Below are 22,877 nucleotides of genomic sequence, written 5' to 3' on the forward strand. Positions count from 1 at the left end.
AGTCCCATACAGAGAGTAGGCCGATGCCGGTTCTTACAGGAACCCGTAAGTTTTTTGCATTCCGCCACCGGGCTATTGCATCCGGGTTAGTGATCGCGGCCGTGATGTCTGGGTGCAGCCTGGTTGAAGATCGCTCCGAGCGTTATGTGAACGCCAAAGAGGGGAGCCCTCTGGAGCTGCCGGAAACGGCAAATGATTCCCGGTTTTCTCAGGTAATGCCCATCCGCCAGATAAATTCGGCAGATGCCAGCAAAATGTATCCCTCTGATATACCCCAGCCACCGGATATGACCTCGGAAATTCTCGAAGAGAACTACGTGGTTGAAGAGCTCGATGGCCGAGTCTGGTTGCTGGTAAATGATGTACCTGGTCGTATTTGGCCTGCCGTAACGGCCTACATGAACGAACAGAGCTTGGGTGTTGCCCACGACAACCCGCAACTGGGGCTTCTGCAAAGTGAGTTGGCTAACTTCAGTATGCGCGCCCGCGAGCTTCTTGAGCTTCCAAGTGCGCCCGCCGAAGCCACCGCTGCCGAGCCTAAAGCTGTACTACAGGTTCGTATTGCCCCCGGTGTTCGCCGTAAAACAACCGAAATCCAAGTTCGCAAGCTTACGTCGGAGAACACAGCGGATGACAGCGCGCCGTGGCCGAGTGAGTTGATTCCATGGCGTGGCATTTCAGAGCCGTCAGCCGAGCAACTGGCGTTACAAAAGCGCCTTCTTGCCAATCTTGGCGATTTCCTGAAAGCGAGTGAGGAGAGCAAGTCGGTCTCCCGTGCTGCGTCCGTTATAGTGGCCAAGCCGCTGGTTAAGCTTGTGACCGAGAATGATGAGGCCCAGGCCATTCGTATGGATCTCGATTACGGTCGCTCATGGGCGGAGGTTAACCGGTCGCTCCTTGAATCGAAGATTGAGGTAGTTGACTTGAACCGCAGCGAAGGTTGGTTCTTTGTCGATTTCCGCACCGTGGATGAGCGCGACCCAGGTTGGTTCAGTTGGTTCAGCGATAAAGAGAAGGCTCGCCACACTCACACGATTAACCTGGTTGAGCGCGACGGCCAGGTGCAGGTTACTGCTGAAGAGGCCGAAGGCTACAGCGGTGACAGGCGTGCTGCGGATCTGCTGACACAGCTATTCGATTACCTATACTGATTCAGAAGGGGTGCCCGCGAAGCGGGCCTCCGTTTCGGAGACTATAATGGAAAAACGCGAAGAACTTTACGCTGGCAAAGCAAAATCCGTGTTCTACACGGACGATCCGGAACGCTTTGTTCTTGTCTTCCGGGATGATACCTCGGCGTTTGATGGCGAAAAGAAAGAACAGCTGAATCGTAAGGGAATGGTGAACAACCTTTTTAACGGGTTCATCATGGAAAAGCTGGAAGCTGCGGGCGTACCAACACACTTCGAAGGCGTTTTGTCTGATACCGAATCACTCGTCAAGAAACTGGATATGATTCCAGTAGAGTGTGTCGTGCGAAACGTGTCAGCTGGCAGCTTGTGCCGCCGTCTTGGTGTGGAAGAAGGGCAAGAACTTACTCCGCCAACCTATGAGTTATTTTTGAAAGACGACGCGTTGCACGACCCCATGGTTAACGAATCTCTGGCGGTAAGTTTTAACTGGGCGAACGAAGCCGAACTTGCGCGCATGAAAGAGTTAACCTACAAGGTGAACGACGTACTGAAAACCCTGTTTGATGAAGCCGGAATGCTACTGGTGGATTACAAACTGGAATTCGGGCGTAGCGGCTCAGAGATAGTATTGGGCGATGAATTTAGCCCGGACGGCTGTCGTATATGGGATAAGGAAACCCGTAAAAAAATGGACAAGGATCGCTTCCGCCAAGGGCTGGGCGACGTTATCGAAACCTATGAGGAAGTTGGCCGCCGCCTTGGCATCAACTTCCACTGATGAATAGCGATAAATCCAAACAGACAATAACGATATAGGTAGATTATGCGTAAACTGACACTTGCCTTAGGCAGCTCTTTAATTCTCGCCGCTCCTTTTGCTCAAGCCGATATTGTTGGCCTCGGGGCCAGCGTGAGCTATTGGGATTCAGATTCATCCGGGACCGCATCGTCTGGCAACAGCCTGGTTGGTGTAGACAATGAGTTGAACATGAAAAATGACGGCAACGCAAATGCCAGCATTTATCTGGAGCACCCGGTACCAATACTGCCTAATGTACGTCTGGCTTATACGCTGATACAGGAAAGTGGTAGAGGGACGCTTACCAACTCCTATATCGACATTGATGAGGGTGCATCAGTGCAGTCAGATCTGGATCTGGAGCAACTGGATCTCACTTTGTACTACGAGATTCTCGACAACTGGGTAAATCTTGATCTGGGCGTGACCGTGCGGGACTTCTCGGGTGAGTTGCTGGTGCAGAACGTTGCAAACGCCTCCCAGGTAAGCCGCACCGAGGCAGACGGTGTATTGCCTATGGGCTATCTCGCAGCCCGCTTCGATCTGCCGCTGACAGGTGTAGCCGTAGGCGCCGAAGGTAACTATATTGCCTTTGACGGTGACTCCATGCGGGATTTCAATGTGTATGGTCAGTACAGTATCTCTTTGCTGCAGGTGCGCGCCGGCTATCGACAGCTGGCTATTGATTACGAGGATGGCAGCGACGCGTTTGACGTAAAAATCGATGGGCCGTTTGTCAGTGCGGGTGTTGTTTTTTAAATAACGCTTTAACAAGGAGCGAAAGACTTGAAGATTCTGGTAACGGGCACTGCCGGGTTCATCGGTGCGCAGCTGGCGCACCGGCTACTTGAGCGGGGAGACGAAGTCATCGGCGTTGACAATGTTAACGATTATTACGATGTCAGTCTCAAGGAAGCTCGGCTTGCGCGCTTGATCGGCCACTCCAATTTTACCGAGGTGCGCCAAGACATTGCAGATCGATCTGTGATGGCTGATATCTTTGCAAAGCATCGCCCCGAGCGTGTCGTACACCTCGCTGCCCAAGCAGGTGTACGGTATTCAATAGAAAACCCCAACGCTTATGTAGACGCTAATATAGTTGGCTTTGTGAATATCTTGGAGGGGTGCCGCCACAATACGGTGAAGCATCTGGTATACGCTTCAAGCAGCTCTGTTTATGGTGCTAACGAGGCCATGCCATTTTCTGTTCACGACAACGTCGATCACCCTCTTAGCTTGTATGCGGCCTCTAAAAAAGCCAATGAGTTGATGGCGCACACTTACAGTCATCTTTACGACTTGCCCACCACTGGCCTGCGGTTTTTTACGGTCTATGGCCCTTGGGGCCGCCCCGATATGGCGCCGTTTATTTTCACCAAAAAGATTCTTGCCGGCGAACCGATTGACGTGTTCAATCATGGCCAGCACAAACGGGATTTCACTTATATCGACGATATTGTAGAAGGTGTTGTCCGTACCCTCGATCAGGTAGCTGTTGCCAACAGCGAGTGGAGTGGGGAAGCCCCCGACCCAAGCATCAGCAAGGCTCCGTATCGTATATACAACATTGGCAGCAATAACCCCGTAGAGTTGTCCCGGTTTATCGAAGTTATTGAAGAACGAACGGGTAAAAAAGCCCAAAAAAACCTGCTACCAATGCAGCCAGGTGATGTACAGGCAACTTACGCCAACATTGATGGCTTGATTAACGATGTGGGTTATAAACCTGAAACTTCTGTGGAGCAGGGCATGGCCAACTTTGTGGATTGGTACCGCGAGTTTTACCAAGTCTGACTCTGCAATCATGTGCCCAGATATAACAAGCCCCTCAATATAACTCCGAGTAATCAATCGAACTGATCTACCATCTTGAGGTGCTGGTTCATCAGGCGACCCGGCCTCTGTAAAGTATTGGTTCAGCCAGCTCTACCAAAGCGCTGTTCCAGCCAAGCATTGATTTCGCCGGATTCGTACATCCATTGTTCGCTGCCATCTTCATTTTTAATTCGCAAGCAAGGTACCTTAATGTTGCCGCCGCCTTGCTCTAAATCAGCACGGTGTGTCTCGTTGTGCTGGGCATCGCGCTTTTCAATGGTCAGGTTAAGCCGTGCTATTTGTTTGCGCACCTTGACGCAAAACGGGCAGGTCTTGAACTGATAAAGCGCCAGTTGATCGCAGGCTGCGTCGACCTTTTGTTGCTCTTCGGCACTCCGCTCCAGTGGCTTGCCGCCGCCAAGCTTCTCGCTCAGCAGTACAAAGGGCGTCAAAATAAGACGTAACGTCCGGAAAAAATAACGAATAACCAGTCGCATTAACTAGGCCTTTTTTAAGGTTGGTGCATTAGAGAGGGGCGGTAGTATAAAGCAAAACGGGTATGGTTCGGGTATTCTGCCGCGATGGATTGCAAGTGACTATTAAACGAGGCCCTTTTAGATGACGTCCATTTCCCTTTGGGATTTGCCCACACGGTTGTTTCATTGGTTGCTAGTACTTAGTGTGACCGGCTCACTGGTTAGCGTAAACCTTGGTGGTACCTGGATGGTTTGGCATGAACGATTTGGGCTTACTGTTATAGGTCTGCTCAGTTTTCGAGTGGTATGGGGTGTGGTTGGTTCTACACACGCCCGGTTCTTTGAGTTTGTGCCAACGCCCGCTTCTATTGCAGCTTACCTCAAAGGCGAATGGCAGGGGTTAGGGCACAATCCGCTAGGCGCATTGTCGGTGATTGCTATGCTTGGACTATTGGGGTTCCAGGCGGTTACCGGGCTGTTTGCCACAGATGCCATCGCCTTTGACGGGCCGCTTTACCGCGCGGTTTCATCTAGCTGGAACGACACCATTACATCTTGGCATAAGCTAACGGAATGGTTTATTTACGGTTTGATCGGGCTACATACTGCATCGGTGGTTTTCTACACCTTCGTGAAAAAAGACAACCTCATCGCACCAATGATTACCGGGCGTAAAGCGGTGAGCGAGCCAGCGCCTTACCAACGTGAAGGTGGTGGTTGGATTGCGCTGGTCGTTGGGTTGGCTGTCGCGGGAATTGCAGTTTGGCTGGCTAGCGGCGGGGTTTTGCCACCTCCGCCGCCGCCACCACCTGATCTGGGTTGGTGAGCAGCGAAGGTGCAGGTTGTGTAAGGCTTACTCGGCGCGGAAAGCGTCGTGGCAAGCCTTACAAGATTTACCAACCTCGCTGAACTGAGCTGCCAATGCGGCTTTGTCTCCGGTGCTGGCAACTTCCTGGAGTTTGTTCGCGGCTTTTGCAAAGCCAATGGCTACTTCGCGAGCCTTTTCAGGTTTGTCGAAAAATTCTGGTTTAAGCCGGGTGTTCTCGTTCTTGTCTAGAGCAGTACCTGGGCCAAACAGCCCGCCTAATCCCGAGTTCGCTACGGCTGCAATAGAATTGGCTGCAGCCAGCATTTGCTGCTGGTTGAAAGCAACATCACCATCAACGGCTTGTGCTTTAATTTTCCCCATGTTCCATGAAGCAAATGTAAACGCGCTCTGACGGGTTTCAATCTGATCTTCCACATCCATTTGGGCTAAGGCCGGAGTAGCTACAGCAGCACTCAACGCCAAAGCCATAAAAAGTCCTGATTTACACATGGTTTTTTTATTCCTCTCTCATCTATGAAAACAACTAAAGCGATAAGCCTAAGCCAATGATTTCATAATTGAGGCCGTGTTTACATCGAAAACCTGTAAAGATCCGGTAAACCTTGAGGCGTTATTGGCGGGAACTAGGTGAGGGCTTGAGACACAAAAGCAGGCACAAAAAAAGCCAGCTCTCACGATCCTCGTAAGTCACTGACTTTTCAGGCAGAAGTGGTAGGACCACCCAGATTCGAACTGGGGACCTCTACCATGTCAAGGTAGCGCTCTAACCAACTGAGCTATGGTCCTATGTTCTGCAACGGGGCGAAATATACTGATTCCAGAGTTTTTGGTCAACCTCTTTTATCCGGTTTGTCGTTTCCTTAGTGATGCTCTGAGGCTTTGCTCAGGGCGCCCCAACGGTTTACGATCAATGCCGTGAATATTAGCCCGCAGCCAGCTAGCTGCACGGGGGTCATGGTTTCACCAAACCAGCCAGCTGCAAACAACGATACCCAAACCGGTTCAAGTACCAGAATAACGGCACCGTGGCTGTGGGTAGCGAGGCTTTGAGCGTAGGTTTGTACAAGAAAACGCCCGGCTGTTCCCACGATAGCGCTGGCGAGAACCCACCAGATCAAGAGTGGTGGGGGGCTGCTGAATGTTGGTTGCCAGGGCTCCAATATCAGAGATTCAACTAAGGTGACCAGCCCGACGGTAACCAGCGCGATAGCCGTTAACGGTAGCGCAGGAATGCGAGGCTTTTCGATGGTTTTGCCCTGACGATCCACCGCCGTGCGCTGGTTGGCGGCCCGGGTGTTCAAGGTAAAGTACAGGGCAAAAATAGTAGCGGCTGCTACGAAAAATATCTGGCCAGGCTCTGGCTGAAAACCATGGCGGAGGGAGAGCAGGGCCAACCCAGCTACGGCCACTGGAATGGCAAGCCAGGTACTGGCGGGCTGAATCTCTTTGAAAGCCAGGCGAGCGATAACTGGCACAATAAGCACGCCAAGGCTGGTAAGAAAGGCGCCTTCGCCCATGCTGGTGCCATGAAACAACCCCATAACCCAAAAGCTCATGGCAACACCGAAGACTAGCCCAACGCCTACGCTGCGTTTTAGTTGATCCCGGCTCAGGCGTGACAAAGGACGCCAGGCGACTATGGCCAGAAAGCCGCCTGCTATCAGAAACCGCACCGCCATAAATAACAAGGGAGGCATTAGCAAAACAGCTTCTTTCGAAAACATCCAGCTAATGGCTGCCAGCAGGGTTACCGTAACAAGAAGCAAATCAGATTTGTGGGCGTCAGACATTGGCTAAGGGCTTCACCAGAGGTTAAAAAAGGCGGTAACCCCACAATGTATAGTTAGCGAACTAAAAAAGAAAGGCGGCTCTTCCATGAGCCAGAGGTATTTTTAAGGAATTTCTACGCAAAACCTACTGCAAAGAAATCAGGGTGTGTCAGTTGTTAAGCGTAGAGTACACCAGCGACGACATGTCAGTCTGATCTGAGCCAGGTACTTCAATATACTGGTCTCCAGAGCCCCAGAGCTTCCACCAAGGGCGCTGACTGTAGCTCCGGCTTGCAAAGTCGACTTGCAGGCCGTTCAAGGTTGTATTATTTACAACCGGCACGGAGAGATTGCCGGTTTCTGAGCCCAGCACACCGCTGTGTGTTGCGCCCTCATTCATCAAGATCGGGTAGTGGTTATAATAAAGACCAGCGGGGCCGTTCTGGCTGGTTACTTTGCCAGCCAGGCTGAGGCTGCCAGAGCATGAATCTATGCCTTGGGCGGATGTGGCACCGCAGGCTGAGTGGTGGTACAACGCCATCGTCGGTGCCGGAAATGAACGGTTTGGTGATGCCGCCATATGAAGAGCCACCCGCAACGAACCTTAGTCGTGGAACAGAGTTGGGGCTAAGGGCCAGGTTTCTGGCCACGTTGGTTTGAAGGTCGTTTACAACACCCAATTTGCTCGGCTTTGGCTCTATACCGGTGAATGCCTGAACAGCTGCACGCAAACCCCAGTTATACCAAGTCGGGTTGTAGGCAAGAGACATGGCTAGGTTAGCGAGCTCAGTTCCACCACCGGCGCCGGAGTAGTCGATAGATGCTAGAATTTTCAGTGGCGGTAGGCCTTCGTTCTGCAACCAGCGCGCCTGATTTTCCAGCAAATATCGTGTTACCAAGTCGCCGGTTGAGTGCGACACGACTATACAAAAGTTATTGCATAGCCCTTGTTGACTGATTTCACGAACCTGCTCATACGCCCTCTGCGCAATAGTGCCCTCAACCCGGCCATCGCTTGGCCAGTCAATACGAGCTTCTGAGCGGGAGAGCCAGAATGCCTGCCAATAATCCTCACCGGCGTCTTTAATCGCCTGCAGGTTGGCGGGAGGAGTTGCAAGATCGTCCTGCTGAAAGCCGTGAACGAGTATTACATTGTGCCCGGCAAGCTGAGCCTGGGCGGTTCCTGCCATCATGCTACTGGCAAGCGCTGTTGCCAGCGCGATTTTACAGGCATTTCGGGTTTTTGTTGTTGTCATGATTGCTCCGTCTTTGCTTGATTATTGTTGTACTGCATCAGAACTTGTCAGCAATCTGTTTCAGCAAAGCTGCACGTTGTTCCGATTCGGGATTCGCCGCCGGCGTGTCATGGAGATCATCAAGATCCGGTGGCGTAAAGGCGTAGCCATCATCAGGGCCGAAAGCGTAATGGGTGCGGTCGCCCGGCTGGGCTGGAAGCTGTCGTATCTGCAGATTGCGAAGCTGGAAGGTGCCATGGACCGATGTGTTGGCGAGCACCGTCCCATGAGCTCTTAACAACATGGTGTCTGATGTGCCATCAAGTCGCTTCTCGGCTAGAAGTTGAGCAACGGGTTGCGGCCCGTTATAAAGCTGAGCAGACAATGCATAGAAGCCTGGGGTTTCTGGCGAAAAGCCGACCGGAATAACCAAGTTGTTGTTGCTGACGTATACATCTTCAACGCCTTCGAAGTCTCCCAGGTAAGGCTCGATTGTTAGGCTGGAGGCGTGTCGCACGGGCTTTCCATCAATAGTTGCCTCCACGATAAGCCGGTATTCACCAGGATCCTCGTCGGTGCTCAGGCTGCCTTGGTAGTAGCCTGCCTCGCCAGCCTGCTCCAGAGTTGAGCGGGTGACAGAATCCCGTGATTCAGCGCGCTCAAGAGTCGCCTGAAGCGATCTGCCCATCACCTGAGGCCCTTGCAGTGAGACTGCCACAAGTATGTCCTCACCGCGGGTAAAGCGAAACTTTTCAAGAGTGACGGTGAACTGACCGTTGTTGTTGAGGGGTAGGGTAACGGGCTCGTAGTGATTGCCGCGATACCCTTCTGCCTGGGCATCAGTCAATGGAATGGACCATGGTGGATAACGAGCCGACTGCGCATGATTTTGCAGATTCTTGGTGCCTGAGCACCAAGTGGCTATGACTACCTGTTATTTCGCTTTTTTATAAATGTTTTCGTACACGTAGTTCGTAGCTTCTACAAACCCGTCAATACTGCCGCAGTCAAAGCGTCGGCCTTTGAACTGATATGCAAGCACGCAACCATTTTTGGCCTGTTCCAGCAGCGCATCGGTAATCTGAATCTCTCCATTTTTACCCGCCGGTGTACGCTCAAGAATATCGAAAATATCGGGTGTGAGAATATAACGGCCAATGATTGCCATATTGCTCGGAGCATCTTCCGGTGCCGGCTTTTCAACCATGTCAGTAATGCGGTACAAGCCGTCTTTCATGGACTCGCCGGCTATGACGCCGTACTTGTGAGTTTCGTCTGCCGGCACTTCTTCAATGGCAACGATGGAGCATCGGAACTGGTTATACAGCTTAACCATCTGCGCAAGAACACCGTCTTCGCCTTCGCCTGGCCCAACACAAAAGTCATCTGCCAATACCACGGCAAACGGGTTGTCACCCATCAGGTTACGGCCGCTCAGGATGGCATGGCCAAGCCCTTTCATCTCTACCTGACGAGTAAATGCAAAGGTGTTGTTGTCGATCAGATCGCGAATGGAAGTTAGTAGGCCCTCTTTGCCTGATCCTGCAATCTGGTGCTCAAGTTCGTAGCTGATGTCAAAATGATCCTCAATCGCCCGCTTGCCGCGCCCGGTTACAAAGCCAAACTCATGAATCCCGGCTTCGGCCGCTTCTTCAACGCCGTATTGCACCAATGGCTTGTTAACAACGGGCAGGATTTCTTTCGGCATCGCCTTTGTCGCTGGCAGGAAGCGGGTGCCGTAACCGGCAACTGGGAACAGGCATTTTTTGATCATCGCATTCGTCCTTTGGTCGGGATTCGTAGCCGAACGGCTGATTCTTCAGGCCGGCAGTTTCCATAGAATTTCGCGAGTTTACCAAGTTATCCGCTTAAGTGGAGAGGGCTGTCTGGATTCATTACGCTTTGTAACCGCTCGTTTTGGCACGCTTGTTATGACAAGATGCCTGTTATATCTCATACAGCACGTTTAAATGTCGCTATAACCTACTGTTTTCAGTTATGTTAAAATTGTAATTTTTAGAAAATGCCACTAGATTCTGGCGCTGTGTTTTCTTAGAATCCCTTGGCCGTTTTTAAATGAACCGTAATTCCTGTTTTTCACTTCAAAGAGGCCTTTCTGTGGGGCGCATTTTGCTCGCAGCTCTGATTTTTGGCACGCTTGCCGGCCAAGTGTCAGCGAACAGTGGGCGATCTCCTGCCGAGTCCGCTTTTTGGGATTTGTATCCTGCGGACCTTCTTCAGTCGGTTACCCGTTACGTTGCTTCTCATGTTGAGTTTTCCGGCAACTCCAGCCAAACCAATAACAGAGCAGACGGACGAATCCATCTCACTAGCAATAATCTGCTTGGGGCCCAGCACGTACTGGGCCTCGATTTCAGCGACTCTGTAGCCCGTGAAGGCAGCGCCGAATCGACCTCGCTTGCACTGCGTTACTCTTTTCCACTGGCGGGCAGTGATATCCGGGTTGATCTTGAAAACAGGGATTATTCTGGTGCTGTAAGCGGTTCGGGGCAGCGTTACGACACGCGTGGGGAGCGTCGTAACCTTAGAGTGACGGGCAACCGGTCTTTATGGTCATGGCAGGGCATGGAAATAGACAGTGTGTTTTCTCATACCAGCGGCACCAGCACCGCTTTTGAAGACGCCGTATGGGTTGAGAATTCTGCTCATCAGTTATCCAGCTTCGGGCTCGAAGGCAAGGCGTCGCGAAAGCTGGTTGGTGGGTTTTACGCAGCCACTTCGCTAACCGTCGTTGGCGGGCTCGATTCTGAAGAGGTCTTCAGCGCTTCCGGTTACAGCAATGATGCTGATGGCTTTCAAAAACTGGCTATCGCAGCTTCTCTCAGCCGGGAAGTGCTGAGCTGGAACCTCGGGCTTAACGGGCGATATCAGTTCGCTCCGGGAGATTTGCCATCGTCGGAGCATTTGGTCATTGCCGGGCCTGGTATGATGCGGGGTTTTAACGGCCAGTCTGTGCGTGTGGCTGAAGGTGGCTGGTTGCGGATGAATGCGCGCAGCCCCGGCTATCACTGGCCATTTGCATCTGAGCTCAATTCTTCCATTACGTTTTCTTTGCTGCAGGGCTGGGCGCCATACTCGGCCGCCCAGTCTGATCGCTTTGGCACCACCAGCACTGGCGAAATTTCTCTTCAGCTATACTCCAAAGACTTTCGTGCCGACATGAGCCTTGGGCAGATGCTTAATGCCTCCAATACGGCACTTCTCATGCCTACTCATCCCGATCTTTCTTTTTCTATTACGGTTGGTATTTAGTCGCCGATTCTCCTTACCAATATGTCACTTGAGACAACCCGTGCCGCGGGTGTTACATGTGAGGTTAGGTTTTCATGGAGTGTTGCGATGACTGGGTCACGGCTGCCCGCGGTTTTTTATCTTTTTATTATTACGATGACGATCCCCGGCTACACGCAGGCTTTCGGCTTAAAAGATGTGTCCGACAAAGCTAAAGCTCTTGCCAGCGAAACCTTTCAAAAGCCAGCACAGGCGCCCGACTTCCTGAGAAATCTTGGTTACGCAGAGTACCAGTCGATCCGTTTCAAGCCTGAAAATAGCCTTTGGCGCTCTGGAAAATCCCGGTTTCAAGTAATGATGATTCCGCAGGGCAGCTTTTACTCCCAGGCGGTTCAACTTCATGTTGTCGATAGCGAAGGCGTGCACCCGATCGGCTTTGATAAAACTCAGTTCGATTATCCCAACCCTGAACTGGCGAAACGGATTCCTGCCGATCTTGGGTATGGGGGGTTCAAGTTAACCTATCCGTTATCCGGAAAAGGCGTCCAGAACCAATTCCTGGTGTTTGGTGGCGCAAGTTATTTTCGTGGAGTGGGAGCTAATCAGAGCTTTGGGCTTTCTGGACGGGGCATAGCAGTAAATACCGGTCTGCCATCCGGTGAAGAATTCCCGGCATTCACGGAATTCTGGATGGAACGCCCGAAGGCAAACAGCGATGTCATGGTGGTGTATGGCCTGCTTGATGGTGCAAGCCTTACGGGGGCGTACCGCTTTGAAATTCATCCCGGTAAAAGCACGAAAATGGACGTTACGGCGCAGATGTTTTTCCGAAACGATATCGAGCAGTTGGGGCAGGCACCGCTTACATCCATGTTTTTCTACGGGGACAATACCTTGCGCCCGCGTGGGGAGTGGCGCCCGCAGGTGCACGATTCAGATGGCCTGCTGATCCACGACGACAAAGCTGGTGAATGGCTGTGGCGCCCGCTCGTAAATCCGGCGGAACTGCAGTTGAGCTATCATCATGTGCAAGGTCTTGATGGTTTCGGCCTGATTCAGCGGGACCAAATGTTTAATGACTTTCAGGACAACGAAGCTCGTTATGATCGTCGGCCGAGCATGTGGGTGGAGCCTGAGGGCGAAAATGATGAAGGCTGGGGGCAGGGTGAGGTTGTGCTCGTTGAAATCCCTTCGGGTGCCGAGTCTAACGACAACATTGTTGCGTTCTTCAAGCCAGCTCAATCGGTGAAAGCGGGTGAGAGCCGCCGCTTCAAATACTCAGTAACCTTTGGTGGACCAGACATCACTGGGCAGCCATATGCCCGTGCTGTGCGGACGTTTGTGGGTAAAGGCAATGCGGGTGATAAATCCAGCGGAGCCTTACGCCTGATTGTTGACTTTAAGGGTGGGGAGCTCGCAGGGCTTCGCCCGGATGCGGCGGTTGTCAGCCAGGTTAGCGGTGGCGAGGGCGTAGAAGTGGTCGAGCATTTTGTTGAGTACATTGAAGCCAGCGATGTGTGGCGGCTGTCGATTCTCGCAAAGCCTCCGGCAGAGCAGCCGCTCACGCTGAGAGGTTTCCTTAATAAGGATGGCAAACCCGTTACAGAAACGTGGACATACTTGTTGGGGCCTAAAACAGATCTCCGTGGAAATCCGCAATAGGACGTTGTTAACGAGAACAGGCAGTCATCAACGGGCAGGGAGACCAACATGGAGGATATTTCCTTCCAGCAAGTATTCAGCCGAGTGTATAACTATCTGTGCGAAGCCGGTGTTGAAATGACCAGTGATCGCTGCCGGCAGTTGCTTCAGCTGATTGACGACGCTGTGGCTGAGGTTGGCGAGAGCGCTGATCGAAATGCTGGTTCTGGTCAGCCGTCAGGCTCCCGACCATTAGCCGGTCACCGCTTGCTGGCTAATGCCATGGACAAGCTGCCGGAGTACTTCGCTCTCCCTGAAGCAAGCATTCCCGCATCGGCTCCTTCTCTGTGCAGAGGCAGTATCGGATACAGTCGCCGTGGATAATGCTGCAACGCAAAGCCCAGTGAAGCACCGGTGGCGGATGGTGGCCAACCTGCGACGCGCTGTGTTGATGCTGTTGGTTTTTGGCCAGACCGCTGTTGCGAGTTATTACCTGCTCTGGGTGCTGCCATACCATGGTGGCACGGTTCTGGAAATCGGCATGCTGGTGCTATTCGCCATTCTTTATGCATGGATAGCCATCGGGTTCTGGACGGCGGTGTTTGGGTTTGTGATCAGGCTATTCGGGGGTGATCGACACTCCATACTCAAGCGCCACACGGATGCAGAATTACTGAAAACCCCCTTGGCGAAAACCGCCGTTTTGCTGCCCATCTATCATGAGCCTGTGCACTGGACGCTTAGCGGGTTTAAGGCGGTATACCGAGATATTGAACGCACCGGCCAGATCGAACACTTTGAGTTTTACATACTCTCCGATAGCCGGGACCCCGACGTCTGGCTGGAAGAGCAGGTTGCATGGAACAAACTGGCGAAAGAACTTGGGGGTGAGGGAAGAGTCTTTTACCGCCGGCGGCCGGTGAACCTCAACTACAAAAGCGGCAACGTAGCCGACTTTCTCCGCCGCTGGGGTAAGCGCTGCAAGTATATGGTGGTACTGGATGCAGACAGCCTGATGACCGGTAGCACTATTGTCCGCATGGTGCGGCTTATGCAGCGTGAGCCAGGCGTAGGTATTCTTCAGACCAACCCGAATATCATAAACGGCCAGTCTTTATTTGCCCGGATTCAGCAGTTTGCTAACCGTTTTTATTCCACACTGTTTGCCAGCGGGCTGGCGGCTATCCAGATGGGGGATGCGGCATTCTGGGGTCATAATGCCATCCTTCGCATCGAACCGTTCATGAGGCATTGCGGGTTGCGCAAGCTGCCAGGCATCGGGATTTTTGGCGGGCCCATTATGAGCCACGACTTTGTTGAGGCAGCCTTCATGGGGCGTGCCGGTTATGAAGTCTGGCTGGAGCTGGATTGGGAGGTAGCTACGAAGAATCGCCCCCAACCCTTGCCGACGAACTGGCCCGTGACAGCCGCTGGGCGAAAGGCAACCTGCAGCACCTGTGGGTCATGTTGCGTGAGCCAGGCCTGCGCTTCGCTCACCGAATGGCTTTTCTCAACGGCATCATGGCCTACGTTGCTCGCCTTTGTGGCTCGGTTTTCTGATTCTTACCACCATTGCCGCAGCCAATATGACCTTGATGCCTATCGAATACTTTCCCGATGGGCATCAAGGGATGTTTCCACTGTGGCCCGAATGGCGGCCGGAATGGGCTCTTGGGCTGGCTCTTAGTACCTTGGGGCTGCTGTTTTTTCCCAAGTTTCTGGCGATTATCGACGCCGTTATTCACCGATTCACCAAAGACTTTGGTGGGTCGTTTCGTCTGTTCTGTAGCGTAATGCTGGAAATCGTCATTTCGGTTCTATTGGCGCCGCTTCGTATGTGGGCACACAGTCGCTATGTGGTCTCTGCGTTGTTGAATGTTTCACTGCTGTGGGCGGGGCAAAACCGCACCGAGGAAACGGGCTGGCAGGAAGCCCTGGTCACTCAGCTGCCCGGTATGCTCGTTGGGGGGGCATGGTCCACCTTTGCCTGGAGCCTGGATACCATGTTCTTCCTTTGGTCTTTGCCCGTTGCATTGCCGCTGATTCTGGCTGCGCCTACCGCCGTCTACCTCAGCCGCAATTCACTGGGGCAGGCTCTCAGGAAACGTCGTCTTTTGCTAATACCTGAAGAGAGCAAGACCATGGCCTTACTCGAAGACGCCGTTTGGTATCGTTCCCGTGAGCCATCTAATTCAACCCTTACACCACTTGAGCAAGCTGTGTTGCGGCTTGATCACAACCGCCTGCACCTAGCATTGGCATGGGATCATCGACATGGTTCGCGCAAGGCAGAGCTGGAATCGTGCGTGGCACGATGTCTTGACCAGGGGCCAGGTGCGCTTTCACGTTCGGAGATGAGTCAGATTGCCAGAGATCGGCAGTCCCTGTGTGCGATGCACGAAGGGGCCTGGCGAGCCCCCCCGGACAGCTTCTGGGGTCGTTCCATAGCTCGGCTGAGCGCACAAACGAAAGACACGTAGTGTTTTATACACTGAACTTGCCAGCTTCTGGTGCAGAGTCTGGCGGAGGTAGACAGGAGGAGAGAAGCTATGGACCGACGTACGCTTATGAAGACCCTGATAGCAGGGCTTGGCGCTAGCGCGCTGCCACTGGCACCTCTGGTGTGGGCGCAAGAGCCGGAGTTTGCTAGTGATAACAGTGAGAAGCCGTTCAGCTACGCGTGGTTAAAAGGCTACGCCCGTGAGCTGGCCGGGCATCCATACGTCTCCCATGAGGGCGAACTGCCTGAGACCCTTAAACAGCTATCCTGGGATGATTACCAGGCCATCGGGTTTCGCAAGGATCATGCGCTTTGGGCCGACAGCGACTCCGCCTTTCAGGCACAGCTGTTTCATCTGGGGCTGTATTTTCAATCTCCGGTTACCCTTCACGAAGTGGTTGACGGTAAGGCCACTGTGCTTCGCTACAACCCTGAGTTTTTTGATTACGAAGGCAAGCAGCCGCTCGGAGACCTGCCTGGTGACCTCGGCTACGCAGGTTTCCGCCTTCATTATCAAACCGACTTTTCCCGCGACCTTGCGGCGTTTCTTGGTGCCAGCTATTTCCGCGCAGTAGGCTCAGACATGCAGTACGGCATGTCCGCCCGCGGTCTTGCCATTGATACTGCAGTAAATGGCGAAGAAGAGTTTCCGCGGTTTAGTGCCTATTGGCTGGAAAAACCGCAACCGGGGAGCCAGGTAATGCGGGTGTGGGGTTTGCTGGACTCACCCAGCACCACCGGAGCTTATGCTTTTGTTCTGGACCCCGGCAGCAATATGGTGATGGACGTCGACGTTGCATTGTATCCGCGGACCGAAATGAAAAGAGCCGGCATTGCGCCCCTGACCAGCATGTATCAGGTCGGAGAGAACAACCGGCGTATGGATTACGACTGGCGTCAGGAAATTCACGATTCCGACGGCCTGGCTATGTTTTCCGGGAGTGGCGAATGGCTGTGGCGACCGCTTGAAAACCCGGCCAATCTGCGTTTCAACAGCTTCAGTGATAACAACCCCCAGGGGTTCGGCCTGTTGCAGCGTGATCGAAACTTCGACCACTATCAGGACGATGGCGTGTTCTATGAGCGCCGCCCCAGTGTATGGGTGCAGCCGAAAGGCCAGTGGGGTAAGGGCAGTATCGATCTGGTCGAAATCCCTACGGTAGATGAAACCTTCGATAACATCGTGGCGTTCTGGCACCCAGAGATGCCGCTTGAGCCAGGCCAGGAGTACTTGTTTGCTTATCGCTTATATTGGGGTGAGCATGCGCCAGTTAGTCCGCAAGAGCTTGCAACTGTGCAGGCAACTCGCACGGGGCTTGGCGGCGTCATCGGTCAGAAGCGTGAGTATTTCTCCTGGCGCTTCGCAGTGGATTTTGCCGGAGGTGTACTGAGCATGCTAGGGGACAACGCAGAGGTGGAGCCGATTATTACCGTGAGCCGAGGCGAGGTGGAAATAACATCGGCGCGGCCATTGTCTGCAATCGATGGGTACCGGGCGATGTTTGATTTGGTTCCGGGGGAATCTGAAGAGCCCATCAACATTCGTATGTATTTGCGTTTGGGCGATGAATCAATCACGGAAACCTGGGTATACCAGTACACGCCGCCACCGGTTTCAGAGCGAAAGCTTTACTGAAGGCTAGAAGCCAGGTGTTCGTTTTGCCGGATTGTTGACAATATAAATCGTGGATTGTTGACAATACCTGGCATCCGGCGTAGATTTCGACAGTATCAAGTCTACATTGTCGACAAACTATGCTGGATATCACTTCTCAAACCTACACGCGAGCCGATGAAGCCTTTGATTGTCTGCAAACGGCAATCGTGAAAGGAGATCTTGCACCGGGTGACAAAATCGGTGAATTGGAACTCTGTTCGCGCTTCGAGCTGACTCGTGGCCCCCTCCGGGAGGCTCTCGGGCGCCTTGAATCCAGGGGACTTCTGGTTCGTCGGCCCCACGCAGGTGTAAAGGTTGTCTCTGTGAGCGCCTCGGAGCTAGTGGAGCTGTATCGCATACGGGAAGTCATGGAAGGTCTTGCAGCACGCCAAGCTGCAGAACGTATGACCGATCAGGAAATCGCCGACCTTCAAGCCACTCTCGATACCCACGAAACCATGATCGACGAAGCCCGTGGGCAGGCCTACTATCAGGCTGAAGGGGATTACGATTTCCACCATCGCATCGCGACTGGCAGCCGGAATACAAAGCTGGCCCAGATGCTCTTGGGCGATCTGTATTACATGGTGCGCATGTACCGTTATCGGCTAAGCACCTCTGCGGGGCGCCCCCATCGTGCCCTCGGTGAACACCGCCGTATTGTTGAAGCCATTGCTCAGCGCGATGGTGAACTTGCCGAATTTCTGATGAAAAGACATATCAACGCCGCTCGTAAAAACATCGAGAAGAAAATTCAGGAAGGCGTTTTAACTATCTGACAAGAGAGGAATTAGCATGACGAACAAGCTCTCCCCGGGCGCGCGCTTCCGCAAGGCCCTGAAAGACAACAAGCCCCTGCAAATTGTAGGAACGGTCAACGCCTACGCCGCCATGATGGCAGAGAAAGTAGGGCACCAGGCTATCTACCTCTCCGGTGGTGGCGTGGCGAACGCTTCTTATGGCCTGCCGGATCTGGGTATGACCAGCATGAACGATGTGGTTGAAGACGTGCGCCGCATCACTGCAGCAACCGACTTGCCGTTGCTTGTGGATATAGATACCGGCTGGGGTGGGGCGTTTAACATTGCTCGCACTATTCGTGAAATGGAACGCGCTGGTGCGGCCGCTGTCCACATTGAAGATCAAGTTGCCCAAAAGCGTTGCGGACATCGCCCGAACAAGGAAATTGTGTCCAAAGAGGAGATGGTCGATCGCATTAAAGCAGCGGTAGACGCACGGGTAGACAAAGACTTCTTCATTATGGCCCGTACAGATTCGTTTCAGAAAGAAGGGCTGGAGGCGGCTATCGATCGCGCCAAAGCCTGCATCGAAGCCGGTGCCGATGGTATTTTTGCAGAAGCGGTTACCGAGCTGGAACACTATGAGGCGTTTTCTAAAGCGCTTGGCGACGTGCCCATTCTGGCCAACATCACCGAATTTGGCGCGACGCCGCTTTATAATCGCAAAGAGCTAGGTGACGCCGGAGCTGCCATGGTGCTGTACCCGCTGAGCGCCTTCCGCGCCATGAACAAAGCGGCCGTTACCGTTTACCAGAATATTCTGGAGAAGGGCGACCAGAAAGACGTGGTTGATCTGATGCAGACCCGTATGGAACTCTACGATTATCTCAACTACCACGACTTCGAGCAGAAGCTGGATCAGTTGTTCCAGCAGTCTAAAGGCTGATTATTGAGCCTGATAACACATTGTTTTGACCACCGGGTTTTTCTAACCAAACCCGGTCAATCATTAAATAGAGAGGGAGAGCTCCCATGGCTGAAGCAAAAAAATCAGGTGGCGCAGGTCTGCGCGGCCAAGTAGCTGGTGAAACCGCACTGTGCACCGTTGGTAAAACCGGAACCGGCCTGGCTTATCGCGGTTACGACGTAAGCGATCTGGCAGACAACGCCCAATTTGAAGAGGTGGCGTACCTGTTGCTGCGCGGCAAGCTGCCAAACCGGCAGGAACTCGACGCCTACAAGAAAAAGCTCCAGAGCCTGCGAGGGTTGCCCGCGGCCCTGAAGACAGTTCTTGAGCAAATTCCGAAAAACGCCCACCCCATGGACGTCATGCGAACCGGCGCCTCCATGCTGGGTAACCTGGAAACCGAGCAGGACTTCAGCCAGCAGGACGATAAAATTGATCGCATGCTGGCTCTGTTCCCGTCCATCATCACATACTGGTATCGCTTCGCCCACGAAGGCGTGCGTATTGAAACCGACAGCGATGTGGACTCTATTGGTGGCCACTTTCTCGAACTGCTCCACGGCAAAAAGCCCAGTGAATTGCACGAACGGGTGATGAACGTATCCCTGATTCTGTACGCTGAGCATGAGTTCAACGCCTCCACCTTCACTGCGCGCGTGTGTGCGTCTACCTTGTCTGATATTCACAGCTGCGTGACCGGTGCCATCGGCACCCTGCGCGGCCCACTGCACGGTGGCGCCAACGAAGCCGCTATGGAGCTGATTCAGAAGTTCAAGAGTGCGGATGAAGCAGAAGAAGGCTTGATGGGCATGCTGGCTCGCAAGGAAAAGATCATGGGCTTTGGCCATGCGGTCTATACCGAGTCTGATCCCCGCAACGTGATCATCAAGAAATGGTCTGAAAAGCTATCCAAAGAAGCGGGCGACACGGTTCTGTACCCAGTATCTGTACGCTGTGAAGAAGTCATGTGGCGCGAGAAAAAGCTATTCTGTAACGCAGACTTCTTCCATGCCTCCACGTATCACTTCATGGGCATTCCCACTGAACTGTTCACGCCGATTTTTGTGATGTCTCGGGTATCGGGCTGGACAGCCCACGTGAAAGAGCAGCGTGCCAACAACCGGATTATTCGCCCGAGTGCGGATTACACCGGCCCTGAGGCTGCTGAGTGGCTGCCGATTGATAAGCGGGCATAATCGATTTCAGAGCCTGCTTTTGCCCCCTCTCCCTAACCCTCTCCCGCAAGGAGAGGGGAAACTGAATAAGAGTACCCCTGATGAACACCAACTATCGCAAACCCCTACCCGGCACCGATCTGGACTATTTCGATACCCGCCAGGCCGTGGAAGACATCCAGGCCGGCGCTTACGACAAACTTCCGTACACCTCCAGAATATTGGCTGAGCAGCTTGTTCGCCGCTGCGCCCCGGAGGCGCTGACAGATTCCCTGAAACAGCTCATAGAGCGCAAACGGGATCTCGATTTCCCTTGGTACCCGGCTCGTGTGGTGTGCCACGACATTCTGGGCCAAACCGCTTTGGTAGATCTTGCTGGCCTGCGTGACGCCATTGCCGAGAAGGGCGGTGACCCCGCCAAAGTAAACCCGGTGGTTCCCACGCAATTAATCGTGGATCACTCCCTGGCCGTTGAGCACGCAGGCTTTGATAAAGAGGCATTCGAGAAAAACCGCGCCATTGAAGACCGCCGCAACGACGACCGCTTCCACTTCATCAATTGGACCAAAACCGCGTTCAAGAACGTGGACGTTATCCCGCCAGGCAACGGCATCATGCACCAGATCAACCTGGAGAAAATGTCTCCGGTGGTGCAGGCCCGTGCCGATGGTGAAGGCAAGCGCGTTGCTTTCCCGGACACCTGTGTAGGCACAGACAGCCACACGCCCATGGTGGATGCTCTGGGCGTTATTTCAGTAGGTGTCGGCGGCCTGGAGGCCGAGAGCGTGATGCTTGGCCGTGCCTCCATGATGCGCCTGCCTGATATCGTAGGTGTGGAACTCACCGGCAAGCTGCAGCCAGGCATTACCAGCACAGATATGGTGCTTGCCCTGACTGAGTTTTTGCGTAAAGAGCGTGTAGTGGGTGCCTACCTGGAGTTCTACGGCGAAGGCGCAGACAGCCTGACCGTAGGCGACCGTGCCACTATCTCTAATATGACACCGGAATACGGCGCTACCGCAGCCATGTTCTACATTGATGGCCAAACCATCGACTATTTAAAGCTTACCGGCCGTGAAGACGAGCAGGTGGCACTGGTAGAGACCTTCGCCAAGCACACCGGCCTGTGGGCAGAGGATCTCAAAACTGCCGAATACGAGCGTGTTCTGAAGTTCGACTTGTCCTCAGTTCACCGCACACTTGCGGGCCCGTCTAACCCCCACGCACACCTGCCAACATCTGAGTTGACTGAGCGTGGTATAGCGGGTGAATGGGTTCAGGAAGAAGGCAAAATGCCAGACGGCGCGGTTATCATCGCCGCCATCACCAGCTGTACCAACACCAGCAACCCCCGCAACATGGTGGCTGCAGGCCTGATTGCACGGAACGCCAACAAACTGGGCCTCACCCGCAAGCCCTGGGTGAAGTCGTCTCTGGCACCGGGTTCAAAAACCGTGCAAATGTACCTGGAAGACGCCGAGCTGCTGCCCGAGTTGGAAGATCTAGGCTTTGGTGTGGTGGGCTTCGCATGCACCACATGTAACGGCATGAGCGGTGCGCTGGATCCCGTCATCGAGAAAGAAGTTGTTGAGCGTGATTTATACGCAACGGCGGTGCTTTCCGGTAACCGTAACTTCGATGGCCGGATTCATCCATACGCCAAACAGGCATTCCTTGCCTCACCGCCTTTGGTAGTCGCTTACGCAATTGCTGGAACCATCCGCTTCGATATCGAAAAAGATGCGTTGGGCTCCGACAAAGACGGTAACCTGGTCACCCTGAAAGACATCTGGCCGGATGACGCAGAAATCGATGCCATCGTGAAAAAATCGGTGAAGCCGGAACAGTTCCGCAGCGTCTACATTCCGATGTTCGACATCACTCGCGATGCCCAGGCCAACACCAACCCGTTGTATGACTGGCGCGAAATGAGCACCTATATCCGCCGCCCGCCATACTGGGAAGGTGGCATGGTTGGCGAGAAACAGCTCAAAGGGATGCGCCCGCTGGCGGTGCTGCCAGACAACATCACCACTGATCACCTGTCGCCATCCAACGCCATCATGATGGACAGCGCCGCCGGTGAATACCTGCACAAAATGGGCGTGCCAGAGGTGGATTTCAACTCCTATGCAACCCACCGTGGCGATCACCTGACCGCTCAGCGTGCTACCTTTGCCAACCCCAAGCTGTTCAATGAAATGGTGTTGGATGAGAACGGCAAAGTGAAGCAAGGTTCCCTGGCCCGTATTGAGCCAGAGGGCAAGGTTACCCGCATGTGGGAAGCCATCGAAACCTATATGGAGCGCAAGCAGCCGTTGATCATTATTGCCGGCGCTGATTACGGTCAGGGCTCGTCCCGTGACTGGGCGGCAAAAGGCGTCGCGCTGGCGGGTGTTGAAGCCATTGCAGCTGAAGGCTTTGAGCGCATTCACCGCACCAACCTGGTAGGTATGGGTGTTATGCCGCTGCAATTTGAAGAAGGCGCCACGCGGAAAACCCTGAAAATCGACGGCACTGAAACCTTTGATGTGGAAGGTACGGCTGCGCCCGGCGCCAAGCTGACATTGGTCATGCATCGTAAAAGTGGAAGCTCTGAGCGAGTGCCGGTTATTTGCCGGTTGGATACTGCAGAGGAGTTGTCTATCTACTCCGCTGGCGGCGTGCTGCAGCGGTTTGCTGAGGACTTTCTTCAGTCGGAAGGTGCTGTTTAGGGAAAAGGACTGCCCCTCTCCCTAGCCCTCTCCCGCAGGGGGAGAGGGGATACATAGTGCTACCCTGCAGGGAGAGAGGGATACATAGTGCTACCCCGCCCAACTCCAACGGGTGAGGGGTTGCACCAGTGTCATCCTTTAGCTCCCCTCTCCCCTCGCGGGAGAGGGGCAGGGG

Annotated in this window: 22 protein-coding genes and 1 tRNA gene; 15 read left to right on the top strand and 8 right to left on the bottom strand. The window is 53.6% G+C overall.

What is annotated here, in order from left to right; genetic code table 11:
* The first annotated feature begins 23 nt into the window (after window positions 1-23).
* From bamC to BCA33_RS04220, 4 genes are read left to right on the top strand one after another with little or no spacing between them, the layout of a single operon-like run.
* Window positions 24-1,151 (top strand): outer membrane protein assembly factor BamC, encoded by a 1,128-nt coding sequence (gene bamC / locus BCA33_RS04205; RefSeq protein ID WP_071263643.1) that lies wholly within the window; start codon window positions 24-26, stop codon window positions 1,149-1,151.
* A gap of 46 nt (window positions 1,152-1,197) precedes the next feature.
* Window positions 1,198-1,911: a phosphoribosylaminoimidazolesuccinocarboxamide synthase gene (purC, locus tag BCA33_RS04210; protein WP_071263649.1), complete on the top strand. Its 714-nt coding sequence runs from the start codon at window positions 1,198-1,200 to the stop codon at window positions 1,909-1,911.
* A gap of 45 nt (window positions 1,912-1,956) precedes the next feature.
* The gene (locus BCA33_RS04215) at window positions 1,957-2,691 is read left to right on the top strand and encodes a TIGR04219 family outer membrane beta-barrel protein (protein WP_071263652.1); all 735 of its coding nucleotides are present in this window, start codon (window positions 1,957-1,959) and stop codon (window positions 2,689-2,691) included.
* Window positions 2,692-2,718: 27 nt separating this feature from the next.
* Window positions 2,719-3,726 (top strand): NAD-dependent epimerase, encoded by a 1,008-nt coding sequence (locus BCA33_RS04220; protein ID WP_071263654.1) that lies wholly within the window; start codon window positions 2,719-2,721, stop codon window positions 3,724-3,726.
* Between the two features lie 122 nt (window positions 3,727-3,848).
* Here BCA33_RS04220 and BCA33_RS04225 read toward each other — a convergent pair whose 3' ends face one another.
* Window positions 3,849-4,244 carry a glutaredoxin domain-containing protein gene (locus BCA33_RS04225; RefSeq protein WP_071263655.1) on the bottom strand — a complete coding sequence of 132 codons (396 nt, stop codon included), beginning with the start codon at window positions 4,242-4,244 and terminating at the stop codon, window positions 3,849-3,851.
* A 121-nt stretch (window positions 4,245-4,365) separates the two neighbouring features.
* Here BCA33_RS04225 and BCA33_RS04230 point away from each other — a divergent pair, with 121 nt between their 5' ends.
* Complete coding sequence (locus tag BCA33_RS04230) at window positions 4,366-5,049, top strand: cytochrome b/b6 domain-containing protein (RefSeq protein WP_071263656.1); 684 nt, start codon at window positions 4,366-4,368, stop codon at window positions 5,047-5,049.
* Window positions 5,050-5,076: 27 nt separating this feature from the next.
* On the opposite strand, the gene BCA33_RS04235 is transcribed toward BCA33_RS04230, so the two are convergent.
* The 7 genes from BCA33_RS04235 to galU all read right to left on the bottom strand — a co-directional run bounded on the left by BCA33_RS04235 (window position 5,077) and on the right by galU (window position 9,830).
* The gene (locus BCA33_RS04235) at window positions 5,077-5,541 is read right to left on the bottom strand and encodes a cytochrome c (protein WP_071263658.1); all 465 of its coding nucleotides are present in this window, start codon (window positions 5,539-5,541) and stop codon (window positions 5,077-5,079) included.
* Between the two features lie 220 nt (window positions 5,542-5,761).
* Window positions 5,762-5,838: transfer RNA gene (locus BCA33_RS04240), tRNA-Val, on the bottom strand.
* 74 nt (window positions 5,839-5,912) lie between these two features.
* Window positions 5,913-6,842: a DMT family transporter gene (locus BCA33_RS04245; protein ID WP_071263659.1), complete on the bottom strand. Its 930-nt coding sequence runs from the start codon at window positions 6,840-6,842 to the stop codon at window positions 5,913-5,915.
* 148 nt (window positions 6,843-6,990) lie between these two features.
* Complete coding sequence (locus tag BCA33_RS21295) at window positions 6,991-7,221, bottom strand: hypothetical protein (protein ID WP_254774169.1); 231 nt, start codon at window positions 7,219-7,221, stop codon at window positions 6,991-6,993.
* Window positions 7,222-7,237: 16 nt separating this feature from the next.
* Complete coding sequence (locus BCA33_RS04250) at window positions 7,238-8,077, bottom strand: hypothetical protein (RefSeq protein ID WP_254774170.1); 840 nt, start codon at window positions 8,075-8,077, stop codon at window positions 7,238-7,240.
* A 37-nt stretch (window positions 8,078-8,114) separates the two neighbouring features.
* Complete coding sequence (locus BCA33_RS04255; protein ID WP_071263660.1) at window positions 8,115-8,903, bottom strand: hypothetical protein; 789 nt, start codon at window positions 8,901-8,903, stop codon at window positions 8,115-8,117.
* 87 nt (window positions 8,904-8,990) lie between these two features.
* Entirely contained in the window at window positions 8,991-9,830 is an 840-nt protein-coding gene (gene galU / locus BCA33_RS04260) for a UTP--glucose-1-phosphate uridylyltransferase GalU (RefSeq protein WP_071263662.1), read from the bottom strand.
* Window positions 9,831-10,174: 344 nt separating this feature from the next.
* Between galU and BCA33_RS04265 the strand changes: the two genes are divergently transcribed.
* The 10 genes from BCA33_RS04265 (at window position 10,175) to acnD (ending at window position 22,702) form a co-directional block, all read left to right on the top strand.
* Window positions 10,175-11,329 (top strand): ShlB/FhaC/HecB family hemolysin secretion/activation protein, encoded by a 1,155-nt coding sequence (locus BCA33_RS04265; protein ID WP_071263664.1) that lies wholly within the window; start codon window positions 10,175-10,177, stop codon window positions 11,327-11,329.
* A gap of 87 nt (window positions 11,330-11,416) precedes the next feature.
* Window positions 11,417-12,970 (top strand): glucan biosynthesis protein G, encoded by a 1,554-nt coding sequence (locus tag BCA33_RS04270; RefSeq protein ID WP_254774171.1) that lies wholly within the window; start codon window positions 11,417-11,419, stop codon window positions 12,968-12,970.
* Between the two features lie 48 nt (window positions 12,971-13,018).
* Entirely contained in the window at window positions 13,019-13,333 is a 315-nt protein-coding gene (locus BCA33_RS20170; RefSeq protein ID WP_071263666.1) for a hypothetical protein, read from the top strand.
* Window positions 13,326-14,636, top strand: a complete 1,311-nt coding sequence (mdoH, locus tag BCA33_RS21300) for a glucans biosynthesis glucosyltransferase MdoH (RefSeq protein ID WP_254774172.1) — start codon at window positions 13,326-13,328, stop codon at window positions 14,634-14,636. The genes BCA33_RS20170 and mdoH overlap by 8 nt, the downstream gene beginning before the upstream one ends.
* Entirely contained in the window at window positions 14,581-15,429 is an 849-nt protein-coding gene (locus tag BCA33_RS21305) for a hypothetical protein (RefSeq protein ID WP_254774173.1), read from the top strand. Before mdoH ends, BCA33_RS21305 begins: the two co-directional genes overlap by 56 nt.
* Window positions 15,430-15,498: 69 nt before the next feature.
* Window positions 15,499-17,085 carry a glucan biosynthesis protein gene (locus BCA33_RS04285; RefSeq protein WP_083394627.1) on the top strand — a complete coding sequence of 529 codons (1,587 nt, stop codon included), beginning with the start codon at window positions 15,499-15,501 and terminating at the stop codon, window positions 17,083-17,085.
* A gap of 119 nt (window positions 17,086-17,204) precedes the next feature.
* Complete coding sequence (locus BCA33_RS04290) at window positions 17,205-17,885, top strand: GntR family transcriptional regulator (protein WP_071263667.1); 681 nt, start codon at window positions 17,205-17,207, stop codon at window positions 17,883-17,885.
* 16 nt (window positions 17,886-17,901) lie between these two features.
* On the top strand, window positions 17,902-18,792 hold the full coding sequence (gene prpB, locus BCA33_RS04295; protein ID WP_071263669.1) for a methylisocitrate lyase: 891 nt from the start codon (window positions 17,902-17,904) through the stop codon (window positions 18,790-18,792).
* Between the two features lie 86 nt (window positions 18,793-18,878).
* Window positions 18,879-20,009 carry a 2-methylcitrate synthase gene (gene prpC / locus BCA33_RS04300; protein WP_071263671.1) on the top strand — a complete coding sequence of 377 codons (1,131 nt, stop codon included), beginning with the start codon at window positions 18,879-18,881 and terminating at the stop codon, window positions 20,007-20,009.
* An 80-nt stretch (window positions 20,010-20,089) separates the two neighbouring features.
* On the top strand, window positions 20,090-22,702 hold the full coding sequence (gene acnD / locus BCA33_RS04305; RefSeq protein WP_071263673.1) for a Fe/S-dependent 2-methylisocitrate dehydratase AcnD: 2,613 nt from the start codon (window positions 20,090-20,092) through the stop codon (window positions 22,700-22,702).
* Window positions 22,703-22,877 lie beyond the last annotated feature (175 nt).

It is taken from the genome of Marinobacter sp. AC-23 (assembly GCF_001858325.1).
In the GTDB taxonomy this organism is placed as follows: Bacteria; Pseudomonadota; Gammaproteobacteria; order Pseudomonadales; family Oleiphilaceae; genus Marinobacter.